Origin of the sequence: Desulfomonile tiedjei, assembly GCA_016212925.1 — a bacterium.
Taxonomy (GTDB): Bacteria; Desulfobacterota; Desulfomonilia; order Desulfomonilales; family Desulfomonilaceae; genus JACRDF01.
Window position 1 is genome coordinate 188,337 of sequence record JACRDF010000015.1, and the last position, 18,087, is coordinate 206,423.

The window sequence follows — 18,087 nt, forward strand, 5'->3', positions numbered from 1 at the left end:
GGAGAATTGACATGCGGTTTCAAGGCAAGGCAGCAATTGTGACCGGCGGTGCAAATGGCCTGGGAAAGAGCTTTGCCGCGTCGCTGACCGCCGAAGGCTGCTCAGTCCTCGTAGCAGACTGCGAAGAGACCTCCGGAGAAGCCACAGCGGAGGAGCTACGCAGCGGGGGAGCGGCATGCCTCTTTCACAGAACCGATGTTACCGTCAAGGCCGAAGTGATCCGGATGGCAGAACGTTGCTTGGAAGCCTTCGGCAGAATCGACATCCTGATCAACGATGCCGGGGGTAGCATGGGGGTCCCAAAGGTCCCCATCGACCAGGTGGACGAAGCGGACTGGGACCGGGTCGTTGCGCTGAACCTGAAAGGGACGTTCCTTTGCACTCAGGCGGTCGTGCCCTGGATGAAGAAGCAACAGGCAGGCAAGATCGTGAATCTCAGCTCGATAACCGCCCGGGTGGGAGGGGAACTCACTCCTGTTCAGTACGTGGCCTCCAAGGGCGCTATCTCAACTTTTACCAGGCACGTGGCGCAGGAACTGGGGCCGTACGGTATCTGCGTCAATGCCGTGGCCCCGGGGATCATACTGAGCGGACCTCGCCTGGAGAAGATGTGGTACGAGCGCAAAACCGAGGACGAAAGACGGCAGTACGTGCAGAAGATCCCGCTCAAACGGCTGGGAAAGATATCCGAAGTGACCGACGCGGTGCTGTTTCTGTGTTCGGAGCAATCCAATTACATTACAGGCCTCACGCTGGATGTAAACGGCGGGCTGTTCTCCGTATAAGCCCGATCGGAAACGAATCCCGGAAGGAGATTGTATGGGAAAACGAGATCTGAAGGCGGCGCAAGACCGATGGCTTGAAGGTCCCTATCGGGAAGGCCTGAGAGGCCGAGGAGAAAGAAAGAAGGCCTTCGCGACACAATCGGGGCTGCCTATTAAGCCTGTCTATACGCCTCTGGATCTTGAGGATATCGGGTTTGACTACCGGGAAGATCTCGGTTTTCCGGGACAGTACCCGTTTACCCGAGGAAAGGATGCAACGGGATACAGGGACAATTTCTGGATATTCCAACAGTATGCCGGGTTCGGGGATGCGGAGGAGGCGAACAAGAGGTATCGGTTTCTGTTGGAAAAGGGCCAGACAGGCGTCTCTATCGCTCTTGACCTTCCCACTCAGATTGGCATCGACTCGGACCATCCGCTTGCTGAAGGGGAAGTGGGCAAGGTAGGCGTGGCAATCGATTCTCTCGAAGACCTTGAGATCCTCTTCAGCGGCATCCCCCTCAACAAGCCGCGGCAGATCAGCCTTGTAGCCAATTCGGTTGCATTGATCGGCCTGGCCATGTTCATCGCGCTGGCGGAAAAACAGAAGGTCTCAACGCAGGACACGATCCTCCGCATCCAGAACGATGTCCTGAAGGAGTTCATAGCACGTGGCACCTACATGTGCCCTCCAGGCCCTTCCCTGAGAATGGCCACTGACGTGGTCACCTATTGCGCGGAAAATCACCCGAACTGGCTGCCCATGACCATATGTGGGTATCACATCCGGGAGAGCGGTTCCACGGCTATCCAGGAAATCGCTTTTAGCTTGGCCAATGCGATGGAGTACATGGACCACGTCCACCGAAAAGGCTTTGCCATGGAGAAGGTGCTTCCCAAGCTCTCCGCGTTCATGAGCGTTAACATGGATTTTTTCGAAGAGGTCGCCAAGTTCAGGGCCTTGAGAAGATTATGGTCCACCCTGTTCGCACAGAGATACGCTATCCAAGACCTATCGGTTCTCAACTTCAATCTGGTGAACTTCACAGCGGGAAGCAGCCTGACTGCGCAGCAGCCCATGAACAACATCGTTCGAGTCACCATCGAGTGCCTGGCCGGGGTGCTCGGCGGCTGCCAGTCTCTGTTCCCGTGTTCCATGGACGAGGCGTACTGCACTCCGTCGGAACAAGCTGTCAATGTTGCGTTGAGGACTCAGCAGATCATAGCCCATGAGACGGGCGTGGCCGACACGATTGATCCCTTGGGCGGCTCCTATTATGTGGAATCGCTTACAAAGGGCATTGAGACTGAAGTAATCCGCTATCTTGCGGAAGTCGAACAGAGAGGGGGCTCTGTAAAGGCCATAGAGCAAAACTATTTCCAAGAGGAGATAGCCGAGGCCTCGTACAGGCTTCAAAACGAGATAGAAAACCGGGAGCGGGTCATCGTTGGCGTCAATGAGTACCGGGAAAAGGAAGAGACCCCTATCGAGGTCTTCAAACCACCTCGCGACACTGCGGAGAAACAGCACTCCAAGCTGAAGAGAATAAGAGAAAACCGGAACAACAGCAAGGTCAAGGGCCTGCTGAAGGAGATCGAGCGCGTGGCTGAGGGTGAAGACAACCTGGTGCCCATTCTCGTAGAGGCTGTCAAGAACTACGCCACTCTCGGTGAGATTTGCGACGTCTTCAGGAAGGTCTATGGCGGGTACGAGGAGACCGCTTTTTAAGGTCCATTTTGAAGGTTCGGTTCACGAGGAGGCCGGATGGAACGCAGGCTGCGAATATTGATCGCCAAGCCAGGTCTGGACGGACATGACCGGGGCGCGAAGATTGTGGCTAGAGCGCTACGAGACGCGGGTATGGAAGTCATCTACACGGGAAGGCGCCAGACCCCTGAGCAAATTGTCAACAGCGCCTTGCAGGAAGATGTGGATGCGATCGGTCTCAGTATCCTGTCCGGCGCCCATGAAACCATGTTCAAAAGGGTCCTCGGTGTTCTGACGGAAAGGCAGGCCGGCGATATCCTGGTTTTCGGCGGAGGCATCATCCCCCCGGACGATGTGGCGGAGTTAAAACGGCTCGGCATCGTGGAGATATTCGGTCCGGGTTCTTCCATGAGCGAAATCGTCAGAATTGTACAAGAAGAGATCCGAAAGAGGAGAGACTCCTGATGTTCGAAAAAATCGATCATATGGGCATCGCGGTCCACAGTCTGGAAAAGGCCTTGAAAATGTACGAGGAGGTTTACGGCCTCCATCCCCTGAAAATACAGACTCTTGAGGATATTCATGTGAGAATTGCCTTCATTCCCCTCGGAGAAGTCCTGATCGAACTGCTGGAGCCCACCGAGGAAGGCGCCGGCCGCATCGGGAAGTTCCTGCAGGAGCAAGGAGAAGGATTCCACCATATCGCTTTTCGAGTGAAGGACATTGATGCGGCCCTTAGCAGGTTGAAGGAAACGGGGGCTCGGCTCAGAGACGAACAACCCAGGCCCGGCGGTGATGATTCGAGAATTGCCTTTATAGATCCCTCTTTTACACAAAATGTTCTGACCGAATTGGTGGAAAGAAAAAGGGAGGTCACGGGTGACTGAGCTGAATGTTCGTGAGCTGCTGGAAAAGCAGGCGGAGAGATACGCGAACAAGGTCTTTCTCTATTTCGAGAATGAGGAGATCAGTTACAGGGATTTCAACGACTCGGTCAATCGCGTGGCAAACGCTTTTAGGAAAATGGGCATAAAAAAGGGCCGGATGGTAGCGCTCATGCTGCCTAATTCGCCTGCGTTTCTCTACGCCTGGATGGCCCTCAACAAAATCGGCGCAATACAGGTCCCCGTCAATACCAATTTCAAGGAGAACGAACTGGCTTATGTCCTTCAGCATTCGGAAGCGGTCGGCATGGTTGTCCACGAGGATTACTATCCGGTCCTTGGCCGAATCGACCCGAAGGATATCCCGAATATCAAGCACATCGTTGTGGACGGGAAAGAGCATGTGCCCAAATCAGCGGTCGGTTTTTCGGAGATGTTCTCTGAATCGGCCGAACTGGACCATGTGTCGATTTCTGAAAGAGACCCCGCGGTCTGCATCTATACCTCCGGGACAACGGACAAGCCCAAGGGTGTGCTCAACTCTCACGGAAACTGGATACTAACCGGCCAGGCCTATGCATACACGGTCGGCATCTCGGAAGAAGACCGCGTGATGACGTCCAACCCCCTTTTTCATGCCAACGCACAGGCGTACGCAACCATGGGTGCCTTGTCCGCGGGTGCAAGCCTGGTTCTTCTCAGGCGCTTCAGTGCTTCGCAGATACTCGAACAGGCCCGGCAGTACCAGGCCACCAAACTTGTCCTGGTCCAGGCCGTAACTCCATGGGTCTGGAATCGCCCCCGCATGGAAAACGATTGGGACAATCCCGTCCGAACCCTGGTTGCCGGAAATGTGCCAGCGGAAATCTATTGGGATTTCGAAAAACGATTCAACCTGAAGATCCAGACGATCTATTCCCTGTCCGAATCGGTCATGGGCATCATGGGTCCGCGAGAAGGCACTATGGAGAGAAAGCCCGGCGGAATAGGAATCCCCATGGAGCACCCCGACCCGAACATCAGGAACGATGTCAGGATCGTGGACCCCGACGGAGCGGAACTTTCAAGAGGAAGACAAGGCGAGATCGTTATTCGCAACCCGGCCCTGTTGATCGGATATTTCAAGGACGAGCAAAAAACGAAGGACGCGATGAAGGACGGATGGTTCCATACAGGGGACATCGGTTATCAGGACCAGGACGGGTACTTCTTTTTTGTGGGAAGGGAAAAAGAGGTCCTTCGGAGAAGAGGAGAGCTTATCTCACCCACGGAGATCGAGGCCGTGATCAATAGACACTCGGCTGTGGCAGAGTCCGCGGTCATTGGGGTTTCCTCCGGTCTGGGGGCCGGAGAAGAGGAGATCAAGTCGTACGTGCGGCTGAACGAGGGGCAGACGGCTTCGTACGAAGAGATCGTCTCCTGGTGTGCCGATCACCTGGCCGATTTCAAGGTGCCCCGTTACATGGAATTCCGTGAAGATTTCCCGAGAAGCGCCATCGGCAGGATACAAAAGAACGCCCTGAAGCAGGAAAAAGGCGATCTCACCAAAGACTGCTACGACCGACTGAATCCGCCGGCCTCGGCAGCGGGCAAGCGGTGAGAATTAATGCTGCCGAAAGGTTATTGAAGGAGGTGAGCACAAGGACAAGATATTGTCGGGGGACCCGGCCTTGATTCCAGCCGGTTAATGCGACGTATTTTCGTGAGTCGATGTTAGCGGTATCTAAAAGGAGGAACCCATGAAGAGATACCTTGTTTTTGCAGCCACCGTTTGTTTCGCCATAGGCTTTGCCTTTCCGCACACCTTGCCCGCGGAGGACGTAATCAAAATTGGCACCATCTTTTCACGGACCGGTCCTCTTGCCAACCTGGGCCTGGAAAGTTGGAGAGGTGCTGAACTGGCCCGGCTAGTTCAGAACGAGAAGGGCGGACTCCTTGGCAAAAAAATCGAGTTTGTAAACGGCGATGCCGTCGATCCGACGGCCGCCGTGGGGGAAACGGAAAGGTTATGCACCGTGGAGAAAGTCCCGGTCATCCTGGGCTCTTTTGCCAGCTCCATAGCCTTTGCCGCAAGCGCAAAGGCGGACCAGCACAAGGTAGTATTCTGGGAACTGGGGGCCGTGGGAGACAAGATTACGGAGAGAGGGCTGAAGTACGTCTTCCGCACTTGTCCTACGGGATCGGACCTGGGACGTGAGCAGCTCCGGTTTGCCCTGAACGGAATTGCGCCGAAGATCGGCAAGACAAAGGACACCATTCGCATTGCGAGCATCTATGAGGACTCTGCGTACGGCACTCCCTGCGCACAAGGCATCAGGGATCTGGCGAAGGAGATGGGCGTTAAGCTCGTGGCAGACGAATCGTACAATCACAAGACCACCGATTTGTCTTCCCTGGTCATGAAAGTCAAGGCGGCCGCTCCAGACGTGATCCTTGAATCCTCCTACGAGAACGACGCCATTCTGTTCTTTCGCCAGGCGCAGGAACTAGGTCTGGATGTCAAGATGTTCATCGGCTCGGGCGGCGGGATGAACCTTCCCGGGTACCAAAAAGCCCTGGGTAATGCCATCGACAATAAGGTCTGCAATGTGGGTTACCCCGGCTATAACCTCAACCCGGATTATGCCAAGGGGATCGACAAGCTTGCCGCTCTGTACGTCAAGACCTTCCAGAAGGATCCCACCAGCGTCTTCTCGGTAATCAACTACATGGGCACCATGGCGCTCTGGGATGTCATCGAAAGGGCCGGCTCGACCAATCCGGACGCCATAGTCAAGGCCGCCAGGGAAACCAGCATACCGGGAGAAGCCACTCTTCTGGGCTACGGAATCAAGTTCGCTCCCCCGGAGAGCCCGAACATGGGCCAGAACACGCTGGCTCACTACTTCGTGACCCAATGGCAGGATGGGAACCTCTATATCGTTTTTCCGGAAGCAGCATCATCTAAGGGAAAAAGTCTGGTGATATCGAAGTAAGCGTTGAGAGAAAAGCGGCAGGAGGCTTCCCGTCGGGCAAGCCTCCTGTACCGGAAGCCGAAGGAGAGGAACGACCGAAATGATCCTCTTGCAAATCATAGTGAACGGCATTCTCCTGGGAGGCATTTATGCGCTTATCAGCATCGGCCTGACCCTTATCTTCGGTGTCGTGCGGGTGATCAACTTTGCACATGGGGAGTTTTTGATGCTTTCCATGTATGTGGCCTATTTCAGCTATTCCCTCCTCGGTCTGAATCCCTATGTTTCGCTGATAATCAACGTGCCTCTGATGTTCGTCCTAGGTGTCGTAACCGATCAGATCATCATACGGCCGCTGAGGAACGCCCCTTCGTATATGCAGATCTTTGCAACGGTCGGTTTATCTATTGTTCTGTTGAATTCGGCTCTGTTTTTCTTCACAGGCGATTATCAGAGCATCAATATGCCCTTTGCCAAGAAGACCCTGCTGCTCGGAGGCATTGCTATTAGTTACGCCAGGCTGGTCATCTTTTTTTCAGCGCTGGTCGTATCCGTGGGGCTTTACCTCTTCTTGCAGAAGACGGACACGGGAAAACAGATCCGGGCAATTGCCCAGGACCGAATGGCCGCTCAGTTGATGGGGATCAATCTGAATCGGCTTTATATGGTCACCTTTGGAATTGGAAGTGCGTTGGTGGCCATTGCCGGCGGGCTGATCATGCCCGTCTACTATGTCTTTCCGTCCGTAGGGGTCTATTTCGTTCTTACGGCCTTCGTGGTGGTTGTCCTCGGCGGGATGGGCAACATGATGGGTGCCCTGATCGGAGGAATCCTCATCGGCGTGACCGACTCTTTGAGCGGTTATTACATCGACCCCTCTTTGAAAGAAGTCGTTTACTTCATTATCTTCCTGATCGTCTTGCTGGTTAAGCCGTCAGGATTGATGGGAATGGTCGGCGCAGAAGAAATGGGGATGAAATAATGCCGCTTGTCAGAGGCCGATCATTGGGAAAACCCGAGGTATATGTGCCCTTGGCACTCCTAGCGGCAACGGCCGTTTTGGTGCTCCTGACGGAAAACTCGTTTTACCTGAACCTGTACTTTATGGTCTTCATGTTTGCCGGGCTTTCGGGGGCCTGGAACATCATCGGCGGGTTTGGCGGCCAGCTCTCCCTAGGTCACAGCGCTTTCTTCGGAGTCGGGGCCTACACCTCGGCCCTCTTGTTTGTAAAACTCGGTATCCCGCCCCTGATCGGAGTCTTTGCAAGCATCGCCCTGGCCCTTGTGTTGGCCCTGGTGATAGGTTTTCCGTGCTTCAGGCTCAAAGGGCCGTTCTTCACTCTGGCCACTATCGCCATTGCCGAAGCCCTTCAGCTTCTTGCCGTCTATTTTCGAGGGGTAACGGACGGGTCCGAGGGGCTTTCCATCCCGTATAAGCCTTCGCTTCTGAACCTTGCCTTTGAATCCAAGACCAATTATGCCTTGGTCGCCTTCGGTTTCATGTTGCTCGTGCTCGGGGTCTCCAGGTGGATTCAGCGCTCCAAACTCGGTTATCACCTCGTTGCGCTCCGCGATGACGACAATGCAGCGGAATCCCTGGGCATCAGCACCAGCAGAGCAAAGATCACTGCTCTCCTTATCAGCGGAGGACTGACCGCGCTGGGTGCAAGCCTTTTTGCTCAGTATGTGCTTTTCCTGGAACCGCACTCGGCGTTTTCCTTGAATATATCCATCAATCTGGCTCTTATCTCCATGGTCGGAGGATTGGGCACGGTGGTAGGCCCGGCCCTCGGGGCCTTTCTGTTGATCCCTCTCCAGGAGTTCTTGAGAGGATGGATTGGCGGGGCCTACCAGGGGCTTTACTTCGTGATCTACGGAGTCGCACTGATTGGGGTGGTCATGTTTATGCCCCATGGCATTACGGCCTTCTTCACGACCCCCTACCGGCGGCTCGTCTCTCGCTTGCCGGAGTTCGGAAGCGGAGAAGCGGCAGTGGAAGGCAGCCCTGCGCCTAAAAAGGCGGATGACTTAGCCGCGGGGTTGCGCCCAACCCGAATGCCCACAAGCGCCTCCATTCCGGTGATCGAGGCCGAAGGAGTCGCCAAGCGCTTCGGCGGTGTGCTTGCATTGCATCAGATAAGCTTTTCGGTCGAACAGGGCCAAATTTTCGGCATTATAGGACCCAACGGCGCGGGGAAGAGTACCCTGTTCAATGTCCTGTCCGCAGTTTTTCCTCAGGACAAAGGGGTTGTCAGGTTCAAAGGCCGAGACATATCCGGGATCAACCGGCCCTATCTAGTTTGCAGGATGGGGATTGGACGGACCTTTCAGTTAGTCAAACCTTTCGAAAACATCACCGTGTTCGAGAATGTCCTGGTAGGCGCCTTTTGCAAGGGTAGCATCAAGGCCGAGGCCGTGAGACTCGCGCACGACGTTCTCGATTTCGTAGGTATGGCCGAGAAAAAGGATTCCCTGGGGAACGCCCTGACCTTGGCGGATAAGAAGCGGCTCGAAATGGCTCGGGCCCTGGCCACCAGACCGGATGTTCTCTTACTCGACGAAGTGATGGCCGGGCTCACTCCCACAGAGGTCAACGAAGCGATAGAACTGATCAACCGAGTTCGGAACTGCGGAATAACCGTGATAATCGTAGAACATGTAATGCAGGCCGTAATGAGCCTTTCGGACCGGATCATGGTCATGGCGGAGGGCCTGAAGGTGATGGAAGGAACGCCTCAGGAGGTCATCAAGGATGAACGCGTGATCAAGGCATATCTGGGAGACGGCTATGAGCTTATTAAGACTGGATAAAGTGACGGTGCGCTACGGTGACATGGAGGCATTGAGTGAAGTCTCCATGGAGGCCGAAGAGCATGCGATCACGAGCATTGTCGGTTCCAACGGTGCGGGTAAGTCAACCATGCTCAAGGCCATCTCCGGGCTCGTTGCCTGTCATTCCGGAAGCATCTGTTTTGACGGCCAAGTTATCAATGCCCTGCCCTGTCACCGGCGAGTGGAGCTGGGCCTGATCCAAATCCCGGAGGGACGGCACGTCTTTCCTCACATGAGCGTCAGGGAAAACCTGGAGTTGGGTTCCATGACCCGGAGAGCAAAAAGTAAAAGACGTGAGAACCTTGGACGGGCCATGGACCTCTTCCCTCTCCTGGCCAAAAGGTCGGATCAGACAGCCGGGACCCTTAGTGGAGGCGAACAACAGATGCTCGCCATAGGACGCGGGCTTATGGCGGATCCCAGGCTTCTGATGATGGACGAGCCCTCTCTGGGCCTTGCCCCCATTATCGTCAAGGAGATATTTGGGGCCATCGCTTCCATAAATCGGTCGGGCACAACCATCCTCCTTGTGGAACAGGACGTCAGGGCCTCGCTGGAGATCGCCGTGCAGGGGTTCGTCCTGGAGAACCGGCGGATGGTTCTATCCGGAAATGCGGGTGAGATCTTAGCGAGCGATAAGGTCAGAAAGGCGTATCTGGGCCTCTGAAAAGGGCTCGAAAGCGGAAGAGCGGCCAGGCACATGTGGTCCGTGATCCGTCCACAATTTAGGCTTTGCATCCAATCAAAACCTCGAAGGAAGACGTCTCAAATGAGCAAGGTAACCGATCTGATCGCCAGGTCCATTGTGGACGCAGGCATCACCCATGTATTCATCTACCCGGGCGGCATAACCATTCCATTCATCAATGCCTTTTACGATTATAGAGACTCGGTCAGCGTGATCGTAACGAGAAACGAGCAGACAGCCTCATGTATGGCGAACGCTTACGGCCGCATGACCGGCAAGCCCGGAGTGGTCATATGCCAGGGGCCTTACGGGATTTCCACGGCCCTATTCGGGCTTAACGAAGCGGCTCTGGGAAGCGCACCCATGGTCCTCATAACGGACATTACCGATTTCGGGGTATTCCACGCCCACGGGGTGCCTCAATCGACCTCGGGTGAATACGGGTCCCTGGATGCTCGGGGCGTCCTCAAGCTGTGCTGCAAATTCGTTTCCGCCCCTACGGCCCAGAACGATTGCGTACAGGCTGTTCAACAAGCCCTCAAACACGCTGTGACGGGCAGGCCGGGTCCCTGTGCGGTCGTTGTTAGGTCTTCCAATATCTGCGCTGACGCGGACGAAGGGTTCCTCCCAAGGCTGTTCCCTCCCAAGGCGTACAGCGTATCCGAGAAAGCGGTGGCTTCCGATTCCGCAGTAGCGAAAACCCTGGAGCTTCTGAAGGCATCCCGAAAACCTGTGATCATAGCCGGGAACGGGATCAACGTCGCGGAGGCTTATGATGAACTGCGGGACCTGGCAACAGCTCTCTCCTTGCCGGTGGTCACAACCAGCATGGGGAAGGGGGTCTTTGATGAAGACCTGCCGCAATCATTCGGCACCATCGGGTCTTTCGGCCAACCTGCCGCGAACCGAATCGTCAGCCAGGCGGATTTCCTCCTGATCGTAGGGTCACGGCTGAAACCACCGGATACGTGTTACGAGGACCCGAAGATGATCGATCCGGACCGCCAGAAGATCGTCCATGTGGACATCGACCCGGCAAACATCAACTGGACCTTCCCCGCGGCCCTGGGAATCCAGGCTGACGCGAAAAGCATGCTTTTGCAGCTTCTGGCCGCGATTCGGAAGGAAGGCCTCTCTCGCTTTGACCGCAGCCAGTGGATCGAAAAGATGCAGAAGCTAAAGCACCAGGATCACTTTGAGTCGACTCTCGAAATGGAGCCCTCGGAGCCGATCCATCCAAAATGGCTGGCCGGACAGATCTCGAAGCACAGCCCCAAGGACACCATCGTCACCACGGACGGAGGCAACAACCGGTTCTGGATGCTCCGTTACTACAGCGCCAAGCCGGGATGTTACTGGAGCCCCGGCGGAACGCTCTCAGTGAGTTTCGGAATTCCCGCGGCACTTACCGCAAAGCTGCTGTTTCCCGACCGCCCTGTCCTTTCGGTCGCAGGAGACGGTGGGTTCTCCATGCAGATCCATGCCCTTGCCACAGCGGTACAGTACGGCCTAGGTGTGGTTTTTGTGGTGATGAACGACTCCCAGTTGGGCATGGTTCGCGAAGGCCAGTGGGAGAGGCCGATCGGATCGGAGTTCAACGACACGGACTATGCCGCGATCGCCAGGTCCTTCGGCTGCGAGGGCAAGCGAATAACCCGCCCGAGTGAGTTCACAAAGGCTCTGAAGTCGGCCTATGAATCGAATAGACCCTATGTCCTGGATGTGCAGATCAGCCGGGAAGAAAAGATATACGAACAGCTCTTCTCGCCATTTGCCAAGAAGAGCTTTACACGAATGAGTTCAAGAAACTGCTACTACAAGTAAGGTGGTGGAATTATGGTTATTGATTTCCATGCGCATTTATTCAACAGGGATTGGCTGCCGGAGAAGTTCTGGGATGGCATGACCGAAAGGACCTTAGCAGTCAAGGAAAGGGCTGGGCAGACACCCACCCGTGAAGAAGTTCAGAGGGAGTTCTCGGTTCTCTTCGACGATCCGAACGGGGACGTGCTGGTTCGCGAGATGGATGAGTCGGGTATCGCTGTTACGCAGATTATGCCGTTGGATTTGGGTCTCGAACTCGGAGAGCCTCCGGCTTCCATCGAGGAAAAAAACAGGCTTATCAGTCAGATCGTCAAACAGCATTCACCCAAGGTACAAGCCTACTTCGGGATCGATCCGCAACGGGAAGGCGGCGTAGCTCTCTTTGAGAAGGCCGTCACGGAGTGGGGTATGACAGGCCTCAAGCTCGACCCCGCCTCTGGGTACTATCCAAACGAGCGGATCGTCTACCCTTATTACGAGAAGGCCTTGGAACTGCGAGTCCCGGTCCTGGTCCACACAGGGGCTACCATTGCGCCGTTCCGGAACAAATTCTGCGATCCTATATACCTCGACGACGTGACCCTCGATTTTCCCGATCTGACCGTCATTGCGGCGCACGTGTCCTTCGGGTGGTGGCAGCAGCTCTGTTTCATGATCAGTAGGAAAGCGAACCTGATGACGGACATCTCGGGATGGCAGCCGCTCGCGTTCCGCTCTTACGAACTATTCTGCCGGTATCTGCGAGACATGCTGGACATAGCGGGATCGCATGCATTTCTTTTTGCAACGGACGGCCCCGCATTTCGGCTTTACGGCATGGAAAACAAGAGCTATATGGAAATTATCAAGGGCTTGCCTGAACAGGCCCCGGCTGGAATTCGATTCACCTCCGAAGAGGTAGAAAAAATCCTGTACCAAAACGCCCTGAGAGTGATGGAGGCTGACAGCCGGAATAGTTGACATACTCCGTCGTTCCGGCGAACCTCCGTGATACGTTAGTCACAACGGAGCATGAAAGCCTCGGCACTAGATTTTCACGTAAGGCCGAAATCAAGCATCCGTCACCCCGGCGGAGGCCGGGGTCCAGAGATTTTCGTGGATTCCGGGGTTCGTCGAGCTGAAGTCGGGGATTGCCGGGATTCTGCTGAATTCAGGAGCATTGACTCCCACCGTCCGTTCCCCTACAACTGGTTGCAAAACCTACACGGGACAACAATATGTTTTGTCCTATTGTAGGGGCGGTTCGTGAACCGCCCGGAATCAGGGCGCTTCTCGAAGCGCCCCTACTGCACCACAATGGGACATAGAGGTTCCGCAGCCAGTTGTAGTAAATGAATAACTACGGTTTTGGAGGGATTACTTTTGACCGAACAGACAGAGGCCGGCAAAGGCCTCAGGGTAGTGGTGGCGGGAGCAGGAACCATGGGGCACGGGCTGGCCCTGCTGATGGCCAAAGCGGGACACGAGACAATTATCATGGATCTGAGCCAAGAGATCCTTGATAAAGCCGTCACATTGATCCAATCCCACCTTCTTAAGCTCTCGGAGTCGGGGCAGATGCCCGAGAGGTCTATCCCCGAGGTCATGGAACGGATACGGCCAAGCACCGGCATCGAGGCCCTATCAGAGGCGGACGTGGTGATAGAAACCATCTCTGAAGATCCGGAGGCAAAAAGGGCCTTCTACGCCAAGGCTGAAACCCTCTGTAGGCCGGACGCTATCGTGGCCAGCAACACATCCTACCTAAATGTGTTCGAACTTGCCCCGGAGTCACTTCAGCCACGGCTACTGATCAGCCATTTCTTTGCACCACCTTATCTCATCCCGCTTGTCGAGCTTGTCCGGGGGCCGGCGACCCTTGGTGAAGTCATCGACCGCATGCGGGACATGTTGTTGGCCGCGGGCCAGAAGCCGGTCGTGCTGGATAAATTCATCCCCGGCTTCATCGTGAACAGACTTCAGCGGGCTTTGGGCCGCGAGATCTTCCATCTCATTGACCAGGGTTACGCCAAACCGGAAGAGATAGACCGGGCGGTGCTGGCCAGCCTGGGAATTCGTCTTCCCGTGCTTGGAGTCGTCCGCCGCTATGATTTTGCTGGTCTGGATTTTGCCCTCAAGGTATATTCCAATCCTTCCATAGGCTTGATGACCGAGGACAACGCACCTGCCGCGCTGAAGAAACTCGTGTCAAAAGGGCATTTGGGCGTAAAGTCGGGTAAGGGCTTTTATGATTACGGTGGAGAGGAACTTCAAGAGATTTATGAACGGCGAGACAAGTTGCTGTTACGCATGAGAGAAGTGCTCCAAGAGATTGAGGAGGAGTTGTGGGCCTCTGACTAAGCAACCCAATTTGTGGAGGCATGGGGAATAGGTTTTCGTCACCTGTTGCGTACGCCAGCCCCACTATTTCGTAAACAATAAGCTCGTCTGAAGAATTGCAGGAGAGTCTATGGCAGATCCAGTGATCCTAACCGCTGCCGTTACCGGATCTTTTCCCACAAAGGAAATGAATCCGGCCGTACCCTATACACCCAAAGAAATCGCGGATGCCGCGGTAGAGAGCTGCAAGGCCGGAGCTGCGATAGCTCATATTCACGTCAGAGATCCGGAAACAGGAGAACCGGCGTTCAAAGTTGAGCTTTTCAGAGAGGTATTGGAACGTATCCGCGAGAAGTGCGACATGATCGTAAATCTCACCACCAGCGGACTGCGTCTGGCAGGGTCGGATGTGATCATGCAGCGTCTTCAACCCGTATTTCTCAAACCCGATATCTGCTCCCTGGATTTAGGATCGATGAATTTTCACGACCGTGTGTTCAACAACCCGCCGGAATGGTCGGAAAGCGCGGCAAAATGCATGCTGGAGAATGGTGTAAAACCCGAGATAGAGGTCTTCGACACAGGCCATATCTGGCAGGCGGCAGATCTTGTTCGGCGGGGACTGATCGACCCGCCGCCTTATTTCCAGTTGTGCATGGGCGTACAGTGGGGCATTGAAGCCTCTGCTGAAAACCTCCTCTTCATGAAGAGCAAACTGCCTGCTAATGCCCTATGGAGTGTTCTTGGGACCGGGAAGTCCCAGCTCCCCATGATTACGATGTCCCTGATCCTGGGGGGAAACGTTAGGGTCGGCTTCGAAGACAACATCTATCTGAAAAGAGGCGTCTTGGCCAAGAGCAATGCGCATTTTGTGGAGATGGCCGCGGATCTGGCTGAGCGACTTGGCAGACAGGTGGCCACACCCGCGCAGGCTCGGAAGATGCTCGGGATCAAAAAACCCGGCTAAAATACCATACCAGGCGCCAAAAAAGTTTTGTCCGATTCGATAGGACCCCATTCCGTCATTCCTGCGGAAGCAGGAATCCAGTCCCGCCGCGGGATTTCCTGAGAAGGCACTGCTGGGCAAGCCAGCAGTGGCACCCGCTTCGCTGCGATGTTCCAAGTTTCATTGCAAATCGGTATCAGTCTCCAGGGAAATGCTTTTCAATAAGGTCCGCAACTTCTCGCAGCCAATCTTCGCGCTGCTCCGGCGTGCTGGTGACGATCACGGTAAACATTCTCCGGTGAAAGTTCCTTACTCCGCAAAGATCGAAGATGCAGTTCTTCCACAGAGTTTCCAGCGGATCTCCGAAGGCTTCCAGCTCCCGGCTCATGGATGTGTTGGAGGTATTCAATACGATTGCTGCCTTGGCTTTTAGCAATCCGACAGGAATTCCTTCTCCAGCGTCTCCCTCCTGGAATTCATAGGCCACTCCCGGTCGAAAAACCCTGTCGACCCATCCTTTCAGAATGGCAGGCGGTTGCCCCCACCAGTTGGGATGAACGATCGCGATGCCTTCCGCGGCGGAGAGTTCTGCACAGTGTTTCTCGATTGCCTGGTCCAGAGAAGCACCTTTCGGGGTCTCGCCTTCCAACAGGATCGGATCAAAGGCTTCCTTATAGAGATCATGAAATATGACCTCATGCCGGTTGCTTCGCAAGGTCCGGACAACCGTGTCTGCAATAGCCTTGTTGAAGCTTGTTTCACCGGGATGTGCATAGATGACCAGAATGTTCATAAGTATCAGTCCTCTCCGCGGTAGGACCCAAAGCCTGAACCGCCGGTGTTTCGCACCTGTTACCCTGCCTGGCAGAAGCCCAGACTATAGACCTCTGTGGGACTCAGGCATAATCCCTTCAAGCGCGTGTGCGAGTTCCTCAGGTTTCCGCGAACCTACAAGCAGATGCCTGCCCTTGATTAACTCGAGCTTCACGCCTCTGTTGCCGCTGACGTTATAAGCGTTGCCATGCCAGCCGTATCTTATGCCCCACCCGCCGTATTCAAGAATAGGCCGGTACGTTACGACAGTAAATCTCCTTACCTTCTCCAGCGGTATCCTCTTGAAGGAAAAGTGCAGCGGGTAGAATCGAATGTACAGACCGTCCTCTCTAACTTCCGTTATCAATTTCATAGCGTACAAAAGATAGGCTGTGCCTCCCATTACCAGAACACCAGCTGCCAGGGCCAACAGAGCCACACCCTGAGACCTTCCTGCCCCGGACGGCGCCGGGGTCTTGAGCACCATCACGGCGGCCCATCCGCAGGTAGCAACGGTCACGGCAAGAACTGCAATCATAATGACCCATACATAGGGCTGCCGAAACTCTTGGATCTCTCGAAAGATCACTCTGTTCGGGTCGGAATATTTCATCTTTCGCCTCTCGGAGCGCTGTAAACGGTTGAGAGCCGGTCCCTAATCAGATATCATGGCGCAGCTCGGATCGAATTATACCTATTGCCGTCAACAGGGTCGAGAGCGAGATTTAAAATGAACCTCACCGGCGACATGTTGAACCGATTCATAGAAAGTCAGATATTCTTTCCCGACCCGTTTCTGATCTGCACGCCCGCAGAGGTGCAGCTCGATTATGAGGACGTTTGGTTTGTAACAACCGACGGCATTCGCCTCCACGGCTGGCTGGTTCCCTCGGAAGAGAACTCGCCTCTTATGCTGTTCTGCCACGGCAATGCAGGGAACGTGTCCCATCGCGTGGACAATATTCGCCGGTTACACGATATTGGGATCAGCGTGTTCATTTTTGATTATCGCGGGTACGGGCAGAGCAGCGGCCGAATAACCGAAGCCGGCTTTTATCTTGATGCCGAGGCTGCTTACCGCGAAGCTCGGAAGTACGTGAACCGGGGGCACCTCAAACTCGTCATATTCGGCAGATCGCTCGGCGGCATCGCAGCGGTCCATCTGGGCGCTCAACATAACGCTCCCGGCCTTATACTTGAATCAACCTTCACGCACATGGCCGCGATGGCCGCGGTGCATTTTCCGTTGCCCGTTCCGGGGAAGCTCCTTCAAAACAGGCTGAATGCGTTGGAGAAGATCCCCCGCGTAAAGGCCTCGATTCTCTTTTTCCACGGAGACCTCGACACGATAGTCCCTATTGACCTGGGGCGTGAACTCTTCAACGCGGCAACAGCCTCGAAGGAATTCGTCACCATTGCAGGGGCCGGACATAATGATACTTATTTTGTAGGCGGGCGAGAATATTTTGACAAGATAAGAAGTTTCATTGAATCTTTGCCTGCTGAGGCTGTTTGAACCGTATCATGGGTTACCGAGGCAACCCTTTTCACGAGGGGGGTGTAATGAAGGATTTTCTGAAAGACGTGTCGTTGACCTATGCCGCAGGTAGTGTGGGCGCTCTGGCCAACAGCCTGGCCGCGTGGCTTTTCGGTATTTTGGGGATCACGGCCGCTCTCGGCGTCCAATCAGCTCCTGCATTGACCGCGGGTTTTCTGTATCCTCGCCTTGTGTGGGGAGGCCTGTGGGGATTCCTGTTCCTCTTGCCCTTTCTCAAAGGTTCGGTGGTGGCGCGGGGTATCATCTACAGCCTGGGGCCGACGGCTGTGCAATTGCTGGTGGTTTTTCCTTTCAAGCTCGGAAAAGGATGGCTGGGTTTGGAACTGGGCACCCTGATGCCGCTGTTCGTTATTTTGTTCAATATTGTGTGGGGCCTCTGCACTGCGGGTTGGCTGGTCCTTCTCGATGAAAAGGGGTCAAGTCATAGTGCAAGGCATTGAATTTCGCGCAACGGCTGTCTTGAAACCCAGCTTAGACCAATGCGCGGTCAAACAATGAATATCCCGTTGAATCACACACGGACCTGGCAAAGCCCAGGTCCGTGGCACCCGGGAATCAATCCCTGCTAACATTCCAGAATTCCTATGAAAACGTCTCGAAGGCAACCGGCAAGATGCCGGCGCTACAGGAACAATACCAATGCGCTTTCGTACCAGTGAACATGGCGGGCTTCCCGCGTCCCGCAGGACCGCCACCACATTATGGTAGCGGCCGGCGTCCCTGCCGGCCATTGCTGAAGTCACTTCTTTGAAGGCAAATCGGTAACTGAATCATGCACTTGGCAAATAAGAGGCTGC

Annotated in this window: 17 protein-coding genes; 15 read left to right on the forward strand and 2 right to left on the reverse strand. The window is 54.9% G+C overall.

Features of this window, described 5'->3' with window-relative positions; translation table 11 throughout:
• Positions 1 to 11: 11 nt before the first annotated feature.
• The 13 genes from HY913_08255 to HY913_08315 all read left to right on the forward strand — a co-directional run bounded on the left by HY913_08255 (position 12) and on the right by HY913_08315 (position 14,940).
• Entirely contained in the window at positions 12 to 785 is a 774-nt protein-coding gene (locus HY913_08255; protein MBI4963254.1) for an SDR family oxidoreductase, read from the forward strand.
• A gap of 34 nt (positions 786 to 819) precedes the next feature.
• The gene (locus HY913_08260) at positions 820 to 2,493 is read left to right on the forward strand and encodes a methylmalonyl-CoA mutase (GenBank protein ID MBI4963255.1); all 1,674 of its coding nucleotides are present in this window, start codon (positions 820 to 822) and stop codon (positions 2,491 to 2,493) included.
• A gap of 36 nt (positions 2,494 to 2,529) precedes the next feature.
• Positions 2,530 to 2,937 carry a cobalamin B12-binding domain-containing protein gene (locus HY913_08265; GenBank protein MBI4963256.1) on the forward strand — a complete coding sequence of 136 codons (408 nt, stop codon included), beginning with the start codon at positions 2,530 to 2,532 and terminating at the stop codon, positions 2,935 to 2,937.
• The gene (gene mce, locus HY913_08270; protein MBI4963257.1) at positions 2,937 to 3,359 is read left to right on the forward strand and encodes a methylmalonyl-CoA epimerase; all 423 of its coding nucleotides are present in this window, start codon (positions 2,937 to 2,939) and stop codon (positions 3,357 to 3,359) included. Before HY913_08265 ends, mce begins: the two co-directional genes overlap by 1 nt.
• The gene (locus HY913_08275) at positions 3,352 to 4,956 is read left to right on the forward strand and encodes an AMP-binding protein (GenBank protein MBI4963258.1); all 1,605 of its coding nucleotides are present in this window, start codon (positions 3,352 to 3,354) and stop codon (positions 4,954 to 4,956) included. Before mce ends, HY913_08275 begins: the two co-directional genes overlap by 8 nt.
• A 139-nt stretch (positions 4,957 to 5,095) precedes the next feature.
• On the forward strand, positions 5,096 to 6,331 hold the full coding sequence (locus tag HY913_08280; protein ID MBI4963259.1) for an ABC transporter substrate-binding protein: 1,236 nt from the start codon (positions 5,096 to 5,098) through the stop codon (positions 6,329 to 6,331).
• Positions 6,332 to 6,410: 79 nt separating this feature from the next.
• Positions 6,411 to 7,292, forward strand: a complete 882-nt coding sequence (locus HY913_08285) for a branched-chain amino acid ABC transporter permease (GenBank protein MBI4963260.1) — start codon at positions 6,411 to 6,413, stop codon at positions 7,290 to 7,292.
• Positions 7,292 to 9,121, forward strand: a complete 1,830-nt coding sequence (locus HY913_08290) for a branched-chain amino acid ABC transporter ATP-binding protein/permease (GenBank protein MBI4963261.1) — start codon at positions 7,292 to 7,294, stop codon at positions 9,119 to 9,121. The genes HY913_08285 and HY913_08290 overlap by 1 nt, the downstream gene beginning before the upstream one ends.
• Positions 9,099 to 9,809: an ABC transporter ATP-binding protein gene (locus tag HY913_08295; protein ID MBI4963262.1), complete on the forward strand. Its 711-nt coding sequence runs from the start codon at positions 9,099 to 9,101 to the stop codon at positions 9,807 to 9,809. The genes HY913_08290 and HY913_08295 overlap by 23 nt, the downstream gene beginning before the upstream one ends.
• Positions 9,810 to 9,911: 102 nt before the next feature.
• Positions 9,912 to 11,654, forward strand: a complete 1,743-nt coding sequence (locus tag HY913_08300; protein ID MBI4963263.1) for a thiamine pyrophosphate-binding protein — start codon at positions 9,912 to 9,914, stop codon at positions 11,652 to 11,654.
• Between the two features lie 12 nt (positions 11,655 to 11,666).
• Positions 11,667 to 12,614, forward strand: coding sequence for an amidohydrolase (locus HY913_08305; GenBank protein MBI4963264.1), 948 nt, complete (start codon positions 11,667 to 11,669; stop codon positions 12,612 to 12,614).
• A gap of 402 nt (positions 12,615 to 13,016) precedes the next feature.
• Positions 13,017 to 13,994 (forward strand): 3-hydroxyacyl-CoA dehydrogenase family protein, encoded by a 978-nt coding sequence (locus tag HY913_08310; GenBank protein MBI4963265.1) that lies wholly within the window; start codon positions 13,017 to 13,019, stop codon positions 13,992 to 13,994.
• 109 nt (positions 13,995 to 14,103) lie between these two features.
• Positions 14,104 to 14,940, forward strand: a complete 837-nt coding sequence (locus HY913_08315; GenBank protein ID MBI4963266.1) for a 3-keto-5-aminohexanoate cleavage protein — start codon at positions 14,104 to 14,106, stop codon at positions 14,938 to 14,940.
• 175 nt (positions 14,941 to 15,115) lie between these two features.
• Here the strand turns inward: HY913_08315 and HY913_08320 are convergent, their stop codons facing one another.
• Both HY913_08320 and HY913_08325 read right to left on the reverse strand, forming a co-directional pair.
• A complete protein-coding gene (locus HY913_08320) occupies positions 15,116 to 15,712 on the reverse strand; it encodes an NAD(P)H-dependent oxidoreductase (protein MBI4963267.1) in 597 nt (198 codons plus the stop codon).
• 84 nt (positions 15,713 to 15,796) lie between these two features.
• Positions 15,797 to 16,345 carry a hypothetical protein gene (locus tag HY913_08325; GenBank protein ID MBI4963268.1) on the reverse strand — a complete coding sequence of 183 codons (549 nt, stop codon included), beginning with the start codon at positions 16,343 to 16,345 and terminating at the stop codon, positions 15,797 to 15,799.
• Between the two features lie 117 nt (positions 16,346 to 16,462).
• Here HY913_08325 and HY913_08330 point away from each other — a divergent pair, with 117 nt between their 5' ends.
• Together HY913_08330 and HY913_08335 are read left to right on the forward strand one after the other, a co-directional pair.
• Positions 16,463 to 17,248, forward strand: coding sequence for an alpha/beta hydrolase (locus tag HY913_08330; GenBank protein ID MBI4963269.1), 786 nt, complete (start codon positions 16,463 to 16,465; stop codon positions 17,246 to 17,248).
• A gap of 47 nt (positions 17,249 to 17,295) precedes the next feature.
• Positions 17,296 to 17,730, forward strand: coding sequence for a hypothetical protein (locus tag HY913_08335; GenBank protein ID MBI4963270.1), 435 nt, complete (start codon positions 17,296 to 17,298; stop codon positions 17,728 to 17,730).
• Positions 17,731 to 18,087: the final 357 nt, after the last annotated feature.

Coding starts and splice junctions, on each gene's coding strand:
- HY913_08255 (MBI4963254.1), top strand. CDS start 12: ATGCGGTTTCAAGGCAAGGCAGCAATTGTGACCGGCGGTGCAAATGGC.
- HY913_08260 (MBI4963255.1), top strand. CDS start 820: ATGGGAAAACGAGATCTGAAGGCGGCGCAAGACCGATGGCTTGAAGGT.
- HY913_08265 (MBI4963256.1), top strand. CDS start 2,530: ATGGAACGCAGGCTGCGAATATTGATCGCCAAGCCAGGTCTGGACGGA.
- mce (MBI4963257.1), top strand. CDS start 2,937: ATGTTCGAAAAAATCGATCATATGGGCATCGCGGTCCACAGTCTGGAA.
- HY913_08280 (MBI4963259.1), top strand. CDS start 5,096: ATGAAGAGATACCTTGTTTTTGCAGCCACCGTTTGTTTCGCCATAGGC.
- HY913_08285 (MBI4963260.1), top strand. CDS start 6,411: ATGATCCTCTTGCAAATCATAGTGAACGGCATTCTCCTGGGAGGCATT.
- HY913_08290 (MBI4963261.1), top strand. CDS start 7,292: ATGCCGCTTGTCAGAGGCCGATCATTGGGAAAACCCGAGGTATATGTG.
- HY913_08295 (MBI4963262.1), top strand. CDS start 9,099: ATGAGCTTATTAAGACTGGATAAAGTGACGGTGCGCTACGGTGACATG.
- HY913_08300 (MBI4963263.1), top strand. CDS start 9,912: ATGAGCAAGGTAACCGATCTGATCGCCAGGTCCATTGTGGACGCAGGC.
- HY913_08305 (MBI4963264.1), top strand. CDS start 11,667: ATGGTTATTGATTTCCATGCGCATTTATTCAACAGGGATTGGCTGCCG.
- HY913_08315 (MBI4963266.1), top strand. CDS start 14,104: ATGGCAGATCCAGTGATCCTAACCGCTGCCGTTACCGGATCTTTTCCC.
- HY913_08320 (MBI4963267.1), bottom strand. CDS start 15,712: ATGAACATTCTGGTCATCTATGCACATCCCGGTGAAACAAGCTTCAAC.
- HY913_08325 (MBI4963268.1), bottom strand. CDS start 16,345: ATGAAATATTCCGACCCGAACAGAGTGATCTTTCGAGAGATCCAAGAG.
- HY913_08330 (MBI4963269.1), top strand. CDS start 16,463: ATGAACCTCACCGGCGACATGTTGAACCGATTCATAGAAAGTCAGATA.
- HY913_08335 (MBI4963270.1), top strand. CDS start 17,296: ATGAAGGATTTTCTGAAAGACGTGTCGTTGACCTATGCCGCAGGTAGT.